General features: G+C 62.0%; 13 protein-coding genes. 4 read left to right on the top strand and 9 right to left on the bottom strand.

Annotated features, from left to right (window positions below):
• Nucleotides 1–143 precede the first annotated feature (143 nt).
• The 4 genes from N554_RS0133665 to N554_RS0133650 form a co-directional block, all read right to left on the bottom strand.
• Nucleotides 144–854 carry an NUDIX hydrolase gene (locus N554_RS0133665; RefSeq protein ID WP_029587466.1) on the bottom strand — a complete coding sequence of 237 codons (711 nt, stop codon included), beginning with the start codon at nucleotides 852–854 and terminating at the stop codon, nucleotides 144–146.
• Nucleotides 855–860: 6 nt separating this feature from the next.
• Nucleotides 861–1,889: an ABC transporter substrate-binding protein gene (locus N554_RS0133660; protein ID WP_029587465.1), complete on the bottom strand. Its 1,029-nt coding sequence runs from the start codon at nucleotides 1,887–1,889 to the stop codon at nucleotides 861–863.
• Between the two features lie 194 nt (nucleotides 1,890–2,083).
• Nucleotides 2,084–2,872, bottom strand: a complete 789-nt coding sequence (locus N554_RS0133655; RefSeq protein ID WP_029587464.1) for an ABC transporter permease — start codon at nucleotides 2,870–2,872, stop codon at nucleotides 2,084–2,086.
• Nucleotides 2,872–3,699, bottom strand: a complete 828-nt coding sequence (locus N554_RS0133650; RefSeq protein ID WP_245283797.1) for an ABC transporter ATP-binding protein — start codon at nucleotides 3,697–3,699, stop codon at nucleotides 2,872–2,874. Before N554_RS0133650 ends, N554_RS0133655 begins: the two co-directional genes overlap by 1 nt.
• Nucleotides 3,700–3,832: 133 nt before the next feature.
• On the opposite strand from N554_RS0133650, the gene N554_RS0133645 reads away from it, so the two are divergent.
• Together N554_RS0133645 and N554_RS0133640 are read left to right on the top strand one after the other, a co-directional pair.
• Nucleotides 3,833–4,621 (top strand): ATP-binding cassette domain-containing protein, encoded by a 789-nt coding sequence (locus N554_RS0133645; RefSeq protein ID WP_029587462.1) that lies wholly within the window; start codon nucleotides 3,833–3,835, stop codon nucleotides 4,619–4,621.
• A complete protein-coding gene (locus N554_RS0133640) occupies nucleotides 4,618–6,177 on the top strand; it encodes an ABC transporter permease/substrate-binding protein (protein WP_029587461.1) in 1,560 nt (519 codons plus the stop codon). The genes N554_RS0133645 and N554_RS0133640 overlap by 4 nt, the downstream gene beginning before the upstream one ends.
• 64 nt (nucleotides 6,178–6,241) lie before the next feature.
• Here the strand turns inward: N554_RS0133640 and N554_RS41410 are convergent, their stop codons facing one another.
• Nucleotides 6,242–6,748 (bottom strand): OmpA family protein, encoded by a 507-nt coding sequence (locus tag N554_RS41410; protein WP_197033831.1) that lies wholly within the window; start codon nucleotides 6,746–6,748, stop codon nucleotides 6,242–6,244.
• Nucleotides 6,749–6,796: 48 nt separating this feature from the next.
• Between N554_RS41410 and N554_RS41405 the strand changes: the two genes are divergently transcribed.
• Entirely contained in the window at nucleotides 6,797–7,036 is a 240-nt protein-coding gene (locus N554_RS41405; RefSeq protein ID WP_197033830.1) for a hypothetical protein, read from the top strand.
• A 329-nt stretch (nucleotides 7,037–7,365) separates the two neighbouring features.
• Here N554_RS41405 and N554_RS0133630 read toward each other — a convergent pair whose 3' ends face one another.
• The 3 genes from N554_RS0133630 to N554_RS0133620 all read right to left on the bottom strand — a co-directional run bounded on the left by N554_RS0133630 (nucleotide 7,366) and on the right by N554_RS0133620 (nucleotide 11,622).
• Nucleotides 7,366–9,036 (bottom strand): sulfatase-like hydrolase/transferase, encoded by a 1,671-nt coding sequence (locus N554_RS0133630; RefSeq protein ID WP_245283796.1) that lies wholly within the window; start codon nucleotides 9,034–9,036, stop codon nucleotides 7,366–7,368.
• A gap of 100 nt (nucleotides 9,037–9,136) precedes the next feature.
• Nucleotides 9,137–10,846 (bottom strand): sulfatase-like hydrolase/transferase, encoded by a 1,710-nt coding sequence (locus N554_RS0133625; protein WP_029587458.1) that lies wholly within the window; start codon nucleotides 10,844–10,846, stop codon nucleotides 9,137–9,139.
• 191 nt (nucleotides 10,847–11,037) lie between these two features.
• On the bottom strand, nucleotides 11,038–11,622 hold the full coding sequence (locus tag N554_RS0133620) for a TetR/AcrR family transcriptional regulator (protein ID WP_245283795.1): 585 nt from the start codon (nucleotides 11,620–11,622) through the stop codon (nucleotides 11,038–11,040).
• A gap of 196 nt (nucleotides 11,623–11,818) precedes the next feature.
• Between N554_RS0133620 and N554_RS0133615 the strand changes: the two genes are divergently transcribed.
• A complete protein-coding gene (locus tag N554_RS0133615) occupies nucleotides 11,819–12,442 on the top strand; it encodes a hypothetical protein (RefSeq protein ID WP_029587456.1) in 624 nt (207 codons plus the stop codon).
• Between the two features lie 17 nt (nucleotides 12,443–12,459).
• Here N554_RS0133615 and N554_RS0133610 read toward each other — a convergent pair whose 3' ends face one another.
• Nucleotides 12,460–13,311 carry an SDR family oxidoreductase gene (locus N554_RS0133610; RefSeq protein ID WP_029587455.1) on the bottom strand — a complete coding sequence of 284 codons (852 nt, stop codon included), beginning with the start codon at nucleotides 13,309–13,311 and terminating at the stop codon, nucleotides 12,460–12,462.
• Nucleotide 13,312: the final 1 nt, after the last annotated feature.

The raw sequence follows: 13,312 nt of genomic DNA, 5'->3' as shown, positions 1-13,312 counted from the left end.
CGCTCTAGTTCGTCATTGCGAGGCAACGGGTCGGCAAGAGCCGCCCGAGGACAGGCTCCGCGAAGCTATCCAGATATCATGCCGCCAAGCTGGATTGCTTCGTCGCTTACGCCCCTCGCAATGACATGGCAGGCATATCAGCATCATGCAGAGAACTGTTTCTCCAAAAACGCGGTGACAAAGCGCGGCATAGCCGCGGTGAAATCGGACCCATCGCGCACCAGATGAATCGCCGACAATTCCGGCTGATGTTGTCGGGCTAGATTAGCTTCGATCCTGGCGCGCAGCGCTTCGCCTGGAGTATCGACATTCAATATCCTGATCATGGCGATCGCCGCGCCGGAGACAACACAGTCCCAATGTGCGGCGGCCCGATAGTCGGCAGCTGTCAGGCCGGTTTCCTCTTCGACTTCGCGGGCGACGCTGCCCGATATATCGACCGCGCCATCGCTGATGTCGTCGAGGTCGGGTGTTCCCGACGGGAAGTAGATGCGCCCGGCATTCGCGGTATGGTGGCCCATTTCGCCGAGTACAAACGCGCTATCGGAGCAGCGCAGCGCCCCCATTCCGAAACCGTTGAACACGTCCCGGTGCGGAAAGCCCCAGTCGCGCCACGCCAGGAAGCTCGCGAAATCGGCGTCGAAGTAAACGGCGCTGAAGCGGTCCCCGGTAAAATCAGGATTGCGCCCCAACAGAATTCGTCCATTCCAGATCTTCGGCTTCTCGATCTTTTTGAGGGCGAAATGCGCGTCGATATCGGCGCGCCGCTCCTCCGCGAACCGCCACTGCGATGGCTGGTAGCTCAGATCAAGCGTCGTGATGCGATGAATGACCGGGGATGTCTCCGCCGTCATCGAACGTTACTTCGCAATCGTCCCTGCCGTCTTTTTGGCCTGATCGACGAATCTGTTGGTGTAGGTCTTGCTGACGTCGATATTCGCCTTGGCGACTTCCGGCGAGCCTTCGCTGAACACGGCGAGCACCGCGTCAGCGCCCTTGGGGTCCATCTTGCCGGTTTCCGAATACATCGGGATCGTGTTCTTGAGCGCCGCGAGATAGAGCTCCTTATTCTTGCCGACGATCTCCGGTGGCATTTTCGCCATGATATCTTCCGGCGAATGCGAGTGTATCCATGCCAGTGTATTCACGATCGCATTAGTCAAAGCCTGCACGTCCTTCTCATGCGAGCCAACCCACGCCGTTGTGCTGTAGAGCGCGCCGCCAGGATATTCGCCGCCGAACACCGAAAGCGTGTCTTTCTGCGTGCGCGTATCGCTGAGGATGCGCAGGTCCGGATAGCTGCCTTGCAGGACCGTAACTGCCGGATCGAGCATCACCGCCGCGTCGATCTGCCCCTGCTGCATTGCCGCGACTGCGCTCGCGCCAAGGCCAACACCGATCACCGAGGCGCTGGTGGGATCAAGGCCGTTTTTCTTCAGCAGGTATTTGAGAAAGAAATCGGTCGAGGAGCCGGGCGCGCTGACGCCGACCTTCTTGCCGGCCAGATCCTTGATCGATTTGATTTCGCTATTATGCGAGGGGGAGACCACCAACACGAAGCCCGGATACCGGTCATAAACGACAAAGGCCTGCAGCTCCTGCTTCTTGGCGGCAAGATTGACGCAGTGGTCGAAGTAGCCGGAGACCACGTCGGCGCTGCCGCCGAGCACGGCCTTGAGGGCGTCCGAGCCGCCCTTCAGATCGACCAGTTCGACGGCAAGACCCGCCTTGTCGTACTCGCCAAGCTGCTTTGCCAGCACGGTCGGCAGATAACACAGGCAGGCCCCGCCACCGATGGCGATGGTGATCTTGCTCTGCGCTGCCGCAAGATCGGACATCAGCACCAGTGCCAAAAGCGTCGCGGCCAACCTGCCAAAAATCGTTCTCATGGTTCCTCCATGCTCTCAGTTGGTCACACGATAGAGGAGCATGCGTCTCTTGAGAAGGTGCTTGTGATACCGTGCCGTCCTTGGTGAGCCAACGGGTCGCGCGAATGCGCGCCCGATGACGGGCTCCGCGAAGCAATCCAGCGAGCAAAGAAGTGGATTGCTTCGTTGCTCTGCCCTCGCAATGACGGACGAAATTAGCCGCGGCCCTCGACGGCGTCCGGCCGCCAAACCAGAAGGCGCCGCTCGACTAATGTCACCGCGAAGTCAATCAAGAGGACGAACGCCGATAACACGAACATGCCGGCGAACACGCCGGCGACGTCGAACACGCCTTCGGCCTGCTGGATCAGATAGCCGAGCCCCGCCGCGGAGCCGAGATATTCGCCGACCACGGCGCCAACCACCGCGAAGCCGACCGAAGTATGCAGCGAGGAGAACATCCAGGACAGCGCCGACGGCCAGTAAACGTGCCGCATCAGCTGCCGCTCGGTCATGCCGAGCATGCGGCCATTGGCAAGCACGGTGGTGCTGACCTCCTTGACGCCCTGATAGACGTTGAAGAATACGATGAAGAATACCAGCGTCACGCCAAGCGCGACCTTCGACCAGATGCCGAGCCCGAGCCACAGCGTGAAGATCGGCGCCAGAACGACGCGCGGCAGCGCATTGACCATCTTCACATAGGGATCGAATATCGCCGCGACCCTTGGCTGACGCGCGAACCAGAAGCCGACCATCACCCCGCCAAGCGAGCCGATCGTGAAGGCCAGAATCGACTCCCATAGGGTGATCAGCAGATGCTTCCAGATCACCCCGCTTGAGAACCAGGCAACGATCTGGCTTCCCACGTCGACCGGATTTGAAAAGAAGAACGGCGGCAGCAGCATGCGACCGAAGATCGGCACGGTGGCGAGCAGTTGCCACAGTCCCAGCACGACGACGGCGACGAGCAACTGGCAGAGAAGCAACACGGGTCTGCTCATCATGCTGCTCCCGCCGGCGCTTGCGACGATTGCGCGTAGCCCTTCATCACCTCGTCCTTCAGCACGCTCCATATTTCCCGATGCAGCGCGTGAAAATCCTTCTCCATGCGCACTTCCGAAATGTCGCGCGGCCGCGCCAGCGGCACCCGCCAGTCGCCGATAATGCGCGCACTCGGCCCCGCCGACATGATCACGACGCGGTCCGCCAGCGCGATCGCCTCTTCTAGATCGTGGGTGACGAACAGTACCGCCTTGCGGTCGGCGTTCCAAAGATCGAGCAGGAGGTTGCCCATGATCTGTCTCGTTTGGGCATCCAGCGGCCCGAACGGCTCGTCCATCAGCAGGATCTTGGGATCGCGGATCAACACCTGCGCGAGGCCAACCCGCTTGCGCTGGCCGCCTGACAGCATATGCGGATAGCGATTGCCGAACGCCCCGAGACCGACCGAAGTGAGCCAGACCTGGGCCCGTTCAAGCGCCTGTTTGCGCGGCACGCCTGTGATCTCCAGCCCAACGGCGACGTTATCGATCGCGGTCTTCCAGGGAAACAGCGCGTCGGCCTGAAAGAGATACCCGGCCTGACGGTTCAGGTCTGTCAGCGGCTGGTCGAAAATCCGCACCTTCCCCGACGCCGGCCTCAGCAGGCCGGCCGCGACATTCAACAGCGTGGATTTTCCACACCCCGTGGGCCCGACGATGGCGACGAACTCGCCATGCTCGATGCTGAGCCGCGCCTTCTCGACCGCGGTATATACCCGCGCATCGGCGAGACGAAACGCCACGGTCGCGTCGTCAAGCGCCACCGCCGTCGGCTTTGTCTTTTCCACCCGCATTCCCTCCAAGTTGGGACGATGCAATAACGCCTTGACAGGACAAGTTCAACGAAGTGGTACAAACTGGTACCTCACCCCCTCCCCTTTCAGGGGAAAGTAAAGGAACGTGGCCGTGAGCCGAATTGAAATGCAGGAGGCGCCGCTGATAGCATTTGCGCACGTCGGCAAGAGCTTCGACGGCGGCCGCGTCAGGGCCGTGGACGACGTCACGCTCGACGTCGCCGAGGGCGAATTCCTCGCCATCGTCGGCGGCTCCGGCTCCGGCAAGACCACGCTGCTGCGGCTGGCCAACCGGCTGATCGACGCCGACAGCGGCAGCATCGCAATCGCGGGCGAGGACGTGCGCGCAGTCGATCCTGTTTCGTTACGCCGCCGCATCGGCTATGTGTTTCAGAGCGGCGGACTGTTTCCGCATATGAGCGTCGCCGACAATGTCGGGATCACGCCGACGCTGATCGGCACATCGGCGGCGGAGATTTCTTCCCGGGTGGATGAACTGCTCGACCTGGTGCGGCTCGAGCGTGCACAATTTCGCGATCGGCTTCCGCATGAGCTGTCCGGCGGCCAGCGCCAGCGTGTTGGCGTTGCCCGCGCGCTGGCGGCGCGGCCGCGTATCGTCCTGATGGACGAACCCTTCGGCGCGCTTGACCCGCTCACCCGCGATGCACTCGGCGACGACTACCGCGCCTTGCACAACACGCTCGGGCTGACCACGGTCATGATCACTCACGACATGACCGAAGCCATATTGCTCGCCGACCGCGTCGCGGTGATGCGCGCCGGAATTCTGCTGGCACAGGGCAAGCCATCGGAGCTTTCTGATAGCGACGACCCTTACGTCGGCGAGCTCCTGCGCACGCCGCGGCGGCAAGCCGAGCGGCTGAACGTGCTGCTGCCGCGGAACGGCGCGGCATGAGCTTTTTCTCCGATCCACGCTGGAGCGAGGCGCTGGCCCATCTGCCGGATTATCTCGGCAATCATGTGCGCGTCAGCGTCGCGGCGCTGGCGCTGGGACTGCTGGTCAGCCTGCCCTTGGCGATTGTGGCCCGCGACCGCCCGGTGATGCGCGGCGCGCTGCTCGGACTGGCCAGCATCGTGCAGACAGTGCCGGGCCTGGCGCTGTTGGCACTGTTCTATCCGCTGCTGCTGGCGCTGGCGGCCGTGTCGCTGACCTGGTTCAATTTCGGCTTTTCCGCGTTTGGATTCCTGCCGGCGGTACTGGCGCTGGCGCTGTATTCGATGCTGCCGGTGCTGCGCAATACCATCACCGGCCTGCAAGGTGTCGATGCCGCGCTCCTCGAGGCTGCGCAAGGCGTCGGCATGACGCCGCGCCAGTCGCTATTCACGGTGGAGCTGCCGCTGGCGCTTCCCGTCATGATGGCGGGCATCCGTACCGCGGCGGTCTGGGTGATCGGCACCGCGACGCTGTCGACGCCGATCGGGCAAACCAGCCTCGGCAATTACATCTTTGCGGGATTGCAGACCCAGAACTGGGTTTTCGTGCTGTTCGGCTGCCTTGCCGCGGCTGTGCTGGCGCTCGTGGTCGATCAATTGTTGGCATTGATCGAGACAGGGCTTCGCGAACGGAGCCGCGTGCGCGTGACGTTCGGCGGGATCGGGATTGCGGCGCTCGTTGCTGCAACGCTGCTACCTACGATGGCGCGCTCGCAATCGAGCTACATCGTCGGCGCCAAAACTTTCGCCGAGCAATATGTGTTGTCGGCGCTGATCGCGCAGCGGCTGCGGGCGGCGGGATTTTCAGCAAGTTCGCGCGAGGGCCTCGGCTCAAATGTTATTTTTGATGCGCTGGTCTCGGATGATATCGACGTCTACGTCGACTATTCCGGCACCCTGTGGGCCAACCAGTTTCACCACGCCGATATCAAGCCGCGCGAGGAATTGCTCGCCGAATTGAAGACGATGCTCGCCGCGCAGAAAGTGACGCTGCTTGGCGAACTGGGGTTCGAGAATGCCTACGCGCTGGTGATGCCGCGAAAGCGGGCCGATGCGCTTGGAATTCATTCCATTGCCGATCTCGCATCGCATGCCGGAAGGTTGTCGATGGCCGCCGACTATGAATTTTTCTCGCGGCCGGAATGGGCCCGGCTGCAAAAAGCCTATGGGCTCGCATTTCGCGCGGAACGGCAGATGCAGCCCGACTTCATGTATGCCGCGGTCGCCTCGGGCGAGGTCGACGTGATCGCGGGCTATACCAGCGACGGGCTGATCGCCAAATACGATCTGGTGGTGCTGGACGATCCCAAACACGCTATTCCGCCTTACGACGCGATCGTGCTGCTCGCGCCGAAGCGCGCTTCCGATCAGGCGTTGCGGACCGCCCTGCAGCCGCTGCTCAGCAACATCGAGATATCGGCGATGCGCGAGGCGAATTTGCGCGCGGCCGGCGGCGACGGCGCGTCATCACCCGATACAGTGGCGCGCTGGCTATGGGAAAAAATCGAGAAGCGGTAGACCTTCGCTTTCTCGATTGGAATCCTGTGCCCTCGGCGTGATTTCTCGAACAAGAGAGCCTGCACTACAGCAGCTTTCCGACCGTCGCGATCTGGATCCGGTGGTTGTTCGCCGCGGCCGGATGGGCGGCATCGAGCAACTGTTCCTCGCCCAGACCGAGCGCCTGAAGGCGTTTTGGCGAAACCTTGAAGGTGCTCACCAGCACGTCGCGAACCGCGTCGGCCCTCCTCTGGCTTAGCGTCAGATTACTATCGCGCCTACCGGTCGCCGCGCTATGGCCGACAATCAGGAATTTGTACGGCAGCAGTGCAGGCTCGTAGAGCGTATCGGCGATGCGTCCGAGCGCCTGGTAGGATTGCGGCCGGATGATCGGAGAGTCCTCATCAAATTGGATGTCGACAATGAGTTTTGGCAGCTTAAGCAGCGAAGTCGCGACTGGCGGTCGCTTTAGCGCCGCTCCATCTGCTTTCGACTTGACCCTCTCAAGTGCCTGTTGCCGCAAGGCGGCAACATCCAGATCCGGCGGAATTTCAAGGCCGACGAGCTCATTGGTCCAGCTTCCCGTCGTCACACCCGCTTGAGCTTGAGCTTGAGCTTGAGCTTGAGCTTGAGCTTGAGCTTGAGCCGCAGCAGCTATAGTGCGATACCCCGCCTCACCAATGGCCTGGTTGCATTTGGCGCTCACTCCGCGCGGCGCCGTCAGGATGCACCCGAGACCGCTGCTGCTGTCGTCCTTGTGAACGCCGGCGCACAGCTTGGCTACGTCGCGCTCGCAGACCTTACGAATGACGGCACGAGCGGCCACACGTTTCTGGATCGCGTCGAAGGCTCGGACATAGTCAGCCCTGCACTGCGCTGACGTACTATCCTGATTCCGAACAAGACAGTCCTTCATACGGCTCGGGTCGAGATTGACGCCGCGGCAATTCGAAGCGATGTCATTGGCACAGCTAGTGCCCAGTATCCCTGTTGCGTCTTCAAATCTCATCGTCTCCGCCCAGGCCGGGGACCAGGCGGCAATGGGAAGAACAAACATCATCGATCGGATCGGGTTCATGGATCCATTTCGCATGAAATAGGCGCCAGGGGTCAAGCCCTCGCAAAGGAAAACTTCAGATGCCGAGGCAGGCTGCGGCCGCACGCGATCGGCGAGCCGCCCTGCTTCGCCGAAAGGTTTCGTCCGGTAGGCTACATTCCGCGCACCAGGCCGGCATCGATCAGTAGCCGGTTGAACCGCCGGGCTTCCGCGCCGTCCTTGCAGGCATAAAACACGCCCTTGCAACGCAGCATGATCTTCTTCTGCTCCTCGAACGAGGGATCGAGCGGGACCCCTGCGGCTTCCTGGATCACGATCGGGATATAAGCGGCATCGAGTGTTTCGAGCGCCGACGATAGGTCGGGCGGTCGAAAGTTGATCCCATCGAGCGCATAGTAAGTCGAGAAGTAACGCGGATCTGCGGTCATCAGGCGTTGCGTCAGCAATTTCCGGTCGATGCCAGGCTCGAGCAACTTCTGCGATATGGCCGGTTGATGATCGCCGAAACGCAAGACCAGAAAGGATTGATCCGGATAGTCGCGCGCCAGCCGTGTGGTGAAATCGCGGTAGTCCTTCGCCGTCATGGTTTGGCGACGAATGTATTCGTCCGTCTCCGCCGTATTTCCCGGCGGCGTCCATCCCGGCGTCAGATCGGGCCGATAGACGCTGGTCCAGGGAAAATGATTGGCCGTGAGGTACACGAACATGAAGATCGGAGACTGCGACGGCTGCTGGCCCGCGAACACCTTCAAGGCCTGATCGAAGTAGAACTTGTCGGGCTGCATGTCCTGATCGACGCCCATATCCGCCATGTCGATGAACCGGCCGACGCCGGTACCCTTCTGGAAAGTGCGCGCACCGAGGAAGTCCCCATAGGTCGGATAAAGCGAGAAGGTCTTGTATCCGCAGCGCTGCAGCGCTTGCGGCAGTCCGCGCGCGACCCGGCCCGCGGTAATTCTTGTGACGTAAAACTTCAGATCACCGAACGATCGCGCCGACATGCCGGTCAGCACATTGAATTCGGTGTACCATGTCGGGCCGCCGGTCGCCTCCGCGATCAGGGTCCGCTGCGCGCCGTCAATGGATTTGAAATAGTCGGAGTACCCCGGCGGCACCTTGACGCCAGGCGCGGCGGTGATGTCGAAGCTCGACTCGTCGAGCAGCATGATGATATGCGGCCGCCTCGCGGTGGTGTCGCATTCTTCGCCGGGCGGCAGCGCCGGCCGGCCGGCGGCGTGCGCTCCCGAGGCCAGGTGAAGCGGGCCGCTCGCAGGTGAATCGGCCTCGATCCATCCTTGCGAAGCCAGCCGCGACACCGCCACCACACCCGAGCGCGCGAGATTGGAAATATGATTGACGCCCTGGAACGGCTCCCACGGCTGCTCGGGCGCCGCGACCGACATCGCCGACATCAACACGGTTGTTGCGGCAAGAATCGCCAACGCAAGGCGGCGACCTGCGCGAAACGGATCGGCGCGCCAGATCACCCACAACACCGGAACTGCAAGGACGCCCGCCACGATCAACTGCGTCCGCAACCGCGGAAACACCGAGAGCAGGAACGAAAACGTGTCGCGGTCGATGATCAGGAAATCAAGGAATGTCAACGATAGCTGCAAAATTTCGAACTTGACGCGCGACAGCGCGATCAACAACGCCACCAGGCTCAGCGCAAGCGCCGCGGACACGCCGGGCCGCGGCAGCACGAGCAGGAAAAGGCAATTCGCAAAGACCCAGGCCAGCAAGGACAGCGTGATCGCAAAGGGTCCGTATTCCGTGGTGAGCAGGACAGCCAACGCCGCAAGATGCAACGTGGCAACCACGCCAACACCGGCATAGAACGGGACGCCGCGCGATACTGCACCGCCGGTCCGGTTGGTTCCTGGTTCGACGGAGGCTGGTATTTTGGCGTTCCCGTTGCGGCTAGAGGTTTTTTACGAAACCGGCGTCGATCAGGAGCCGGTTGAAGCGTCGGGCTTCCGCGCCGCCCTTGCAGGCATAGAGCAGGCCCTTGCAGCGCAGCATGATCTTCTTCTGCTCTTCGAACGATGGATCGAGCGGGATGCCGGCGGCTTCCTGGATCACCAGCGGCAGATAGGGCCCGTCGATCGTATCCATCACCGCGGCAGTCTTGACCGGCTCGAAGTTGATCGCGTCGATGGCGTAGTAGGTCGCGTAATAGCGCGGGTCGTAATTCATCAGTTTCTTGCCGACACCGGCTGCATCGAGACCGGGATCGAGAATCTTCGGCGAGAATTCCGGCTGATGATCGCCATAGCGCACGATCAAGAACGGCTGCGCCGGAAATTTCTTTTTCAACCCGACGACGAACGCGGCGTAATCGTCGGCGCTCATCGCCTGCCGGCGCAGATACTCATCGATCACCGGTGTGTTGCCGGGCTTGGGCCAGAACGGCATCAGGTCGGGGCGAAACCGGGTTTCCCAGGGAAAGTGATTGGCGGCGAGATAGACGAACATGAACAGCGGCGTGTTCGGCGCGCTCTCCGACATCAGCTTCAAGGCCTTATCGTAAAAGAAGCTGTCGGGCTCCACGGCCTTGGCGCCGAGATCGCGGGCATCGTAGAAATGCTGGATGCCGGTGGTGGTCTGGAAGCTGCGCGCGCTCATGAACGCGCCATAGGCCGGATAGAGCGAGATCGTGCTGTAGCCGCAGCGGCGCAGTGCCAGCGGCAAGCCGCGCTCGACACGCCCTGAGGCGATGCGCGTCACAAAATAGGAAAACCGGCCGAACGAGCGCGACGAGAGCCCGGCGAGGACATTGTATTCGGTGAACCAGCTCGGCCCGCCGTTGCTTTCGGCCAGGAATTTGCGCTCCTTGCCGTCGAACGACTTGAAATGGCTGCCGTAGCCCGGCGGCACCTTGATGCCCTCCGCCTGACGAATGTCGAAACTGGACTCATCATGAATCATGATGATGTGCGGCCGGCGGCCCGTGGGATGGCAGGAATCCTCCAGCGGCAGCTTGAGACGCTCGGCGGCGACCGCGTCCGATTCCATGAAGCCGTAGTTGATGAAATCCGCGACGGCAGTGACGCCGGAGCGGGAAAATTTCGACAGGTAGCCATCGTCGTAATAGCCGCGCCAGACGTCGTCCGGCCACGCGACGGAATATCCGACCAGCGCGGCAAGACATGACAGCATGCAGGCCAGAGCCGGCAGGCGACGGATACGGAACGGATCGAGCCACCACAGCGCGTACATCAAAGGGATAATGAGCAACGCTGCACCGATCACGGACCAGCGCAGATTGGGGAAGATCGTAAAAAGAAATGCCGCGGTATCGCGGTCGATCACCATCAGGTCGACGAAGTTCGCGGTCATCTGCACGACGTCGTGCTTGAGCCGCGACAGCAGGATCAACACCACGACCAGGGTGAGCGACAGCGCGCCCGACAGCGCGGGCCGCCGCAACAGCGCGATCCAGAAGAAGTTCAGGATGGCCCACGACAGCAGAAAGCCGGCGCGCGAACCGAAGTCGGTTTCGGTCTGCAGCATAACCGCCAGCGCCGCCAGATGTGGCGCGGCAACCGCCAGTAGCCGCCAAATGCCGATTGAAGCGAGCCCGCCGGTGGCGACGGTCGCGGATGGACCTGAATTTGGCGCGGGCGCCATGGGCTAAGACGCAACTACACCCGGCGCTGCCTTGGGGCCTTGGCTGGCGATGACCAGGAGACGGACGACGCAGCCGGAACGTGCGCCATGTCATAAAAATGTAGTGGAACCATCATGAACACGCAATGAATTTGGCGCCGCGGCGTGAAATTGGGTAGATCTTGAGCCGCAACACCTTTCCGCACTTAGGCTTAGGCCCGCCCTTGAGGCTTGGCGATGCCCTCGATGAAGAGATCGATGATCGCCTCGGCGGTGCGTTCGGCTTCGGTGTCGGCGATGCCCCAGCGCGGAAAGTGACCGTCGATGTTCATCCGCGCGAAGCCATAAACCAAGGCGCGGCCGGCAATCTGGACCCGTTTCAGGTCCGAGGAACGGAGCTGGCCCTGCGCGAAGGCGTCCGCCATCGTGCGCTCGGTCAGGCCGATCAGCTCGGCGTTATCGCGTGACAAGCCGGCCGCCTTGTCGTGATCGAAATACCTGCCGGTCGAGATGACCTCGAAATGGGCAGGGTTGCGCATCGCCCAGCGCAGGTAGGCGAGGCCAAGAGCTCGAAACCGCGCCAAGGGATCGCCGGCCGGGTCGTCTGCGAGTGCGGCATTGATCTCGGCCCGGAAACGCCGCTGCGCTTCCTCGGCCACCGCCGTCATCAAGGCATCGCGGCTCGGGAAATGCCGGAACGGCGCGCCCGGCGACACGCCGGCGCGGCGTGCCGCCTCGCGCACGCTTAACGTCTCGGGCCCGCCCTCCTCGACCAGTTGAAGCGCCGCATCAATCAATACGCGCCTGAGATCGCCATGATGATACGGCTTCGGCTTCGGCGACGGGCGGCCGGTGGGCCGACGTTTCGACTTGGCTGACTTGGGCATGGTCCGTTCTAGCATCACCCGATCGTGAATGTAAGCAATGATTACACGATTGACAAAATTAAACTGCAACATGTAACTGCCGATTACATCACTGTAGGAGCACATCATGCTTGCGCGTCGGCAAAACTGGTTTGAGAGCTGGCGGCTGTTCGCCGTGCTCTCGTTGGCCCTGATCGTCCTATCGCTCTGGATCGCGGGCATGCGGCAGTTCGAGGTTGACGGTGTGCGCATGGTGATCCGCTTCACCGCGCGAACGTCGCTTTTGTTCTTCTGTCTCGCCTTCAGCGCCGCGGCGCTGGCGCGGCTGTGGCCCAATGCCTGGACGCGATGGCAGCGCCGCAACCGCCGCTATCTCGGCGTGACTTTCGCGGCGTCGCACGGCATTCACGCCGTTGCGATTGTCTGCTTTGCAGCGATGGCACCCACCGACTTCATGTCCGCGACATCAGCCGTTTCCTTCATCTTCGGCGGCGTCGGTTATGCTTTCATCGTCGCGATGGCCGCGACGTCGTTCGACCGCACTGCGGGTGCGATCGGTCCGCGTGCCTGGCGCATCCTGCATTTATCCGGCGGTTATTATCTGTGGTTTCAGTTCATGGTGAGCTTCGGCAAGCGCGTTCCCGATATGCCGCTTTACGCTCTCTTCCTGGTCCCCCTGCTGGCTGTCATGGCGCTGCGGCTGATCGTCATGGCGTCAGCGCGCACTCCGCGTACCGTACCGACGGGATGAAAGCGCTGCATCTCAGCTCATGCCGGCGGCATCAAGCCCAGGCGCTTGCCGATGATCCTGTCGACCATCCGTTTCGGCAGCACTGTCGTCATCAGGTGCCGCATCGGATCCGGCGTGATCTGGTAACGCACCTTTGGGCTGGCCGACGTCAGGGCGTGGGCGATCACTTCGGCAATCTTCTCCGGCGGCAATCCGCTTTCGCCGAGCTGCAGCATGAATTTGCGGATTCGTTGCAGCGGCGGAAAAAATGGCGAATTCTTGTAGGAGCAAATATCGACTTCCTCGGCCTTGCTCCAGATCGGCGTCTTCACCGCGCCGGGCGCGACGATGACGACATCGATACCGAACAGCATCATCTCGCGGCGCAGGCTTTCGGACAGTCCCTCGACCGCGTGCTTTGATGCCGAATAGCCCGCCATCAGCGGGTTGCCGCTCTTGCCGGCCACCGAGCTGATCATCACGATCCGCCCGCGCGGCCCTTTCAGTGATGGATCGGATCCGAGCAGCGGGCCGAAGGCTTGCGTGGCGATGATCGGCCCGATCACGTTGACTTCCATCTGGCGGCGGAATTCGTCGGCCGCGAGCTCGAGCACCGGGCCTGCGACCCCAATGCCGGCATTGTTGACAAGTCCGGTGAGCGTCTCGTCGCCCAGCGCTGCGCGGACCTCGCGCGCGGCGGCCAGCACCGCAGCCTCATCAGTGACATCGAACAGCAACGGCGTGAAATTCGTACCGAATTCGCGCCTCAGCCGGTCGGCGTCGACCTGCTTGCGCACGCTGCCGAACACGAGAAATCCGCGATCGAGCAGCAATTTTGCGGTGGCCCAGCCGATGCCGGTGGACGCCCCGGTGATGACAACAGATCGCATG

It is taken from the genome of Bradyrhizobium sp. URHD0069 (assembly GCF_000701345.1).
Lineage (GTDB): Bacteria > Pseudomonadota > Alphaproteobacteria > Rhizobiales > Xanthobacteraceae > Bradyrhizobium.
Note: the sequence above shows the minus strand (reverse complement) of the source record. Positions and strands in the feature narration are given on the sequence as shown.

What these genes read in the sequence shown, in the direction of transcription:
- N554_RS0133665 (WP_029587466.1), bottom strand. Translation starts at nt 854, where the DNA reads ATGACGGCGGAGACATCCCCGGTCATTCATCGCATCACGACGCTTGAT.
- N554_RS0133615 (WP_029587456.1), top strand. Translation starts at nt 11,819, where the DNA reads ATGCTTGCGCGTCGGCAAAACTGGTTTGAGAGCTGGCGGCTGTTCGCC.
- N554_RS0133640 (WP_029587461.1), top strand. Translation starts at nt 4,618, where the DNA reads ATGAGCTTTTTCTCCGATCCACGCTGGAGCGAGGCGCTGGCCCATCTG.
- N554_RS0133610 (WP_029587455.1), bottom strand. Translation starts at nt 13,311, where the DNA reads ATGCGATCTGTTGTCATCACCGGGGCGTCCACCGGCATCGGCTGGGCC.
- N554_RS0133660 (WP_029587465.1), bottom strand. Translation starts at nt 1,889, where the DNA reads ATGAGAACGATTTTTGGCAGGTTGGCCGCGACGCTTTTGGCACTGGTG.
- N554_RS0133655 (WP_029587464.1), bottom strand. Translation starts at nt 2,872, where the DNA reads ATGAGCAGACCCGTGTTGCTTCTCTGCCAGTTGCTCGTCGCCGTCGTC.
- N554_RS0133645 (WP_029587462.1), top strand. Translation starts at nt 3,833, where the DNA reads ATGCAGGAGGCGCCGCTGATAGCATTTGCGCACGTCGGCAAGAGCTTC.
- N554_RS0133625 (WP_029587458.1), bottom strand. Translation starts at nt 10,846, where the DNA reads ATGGCGCCCGCGCCAAATTCAGGTCCATCCGCGACCGTCGCCACCGGC.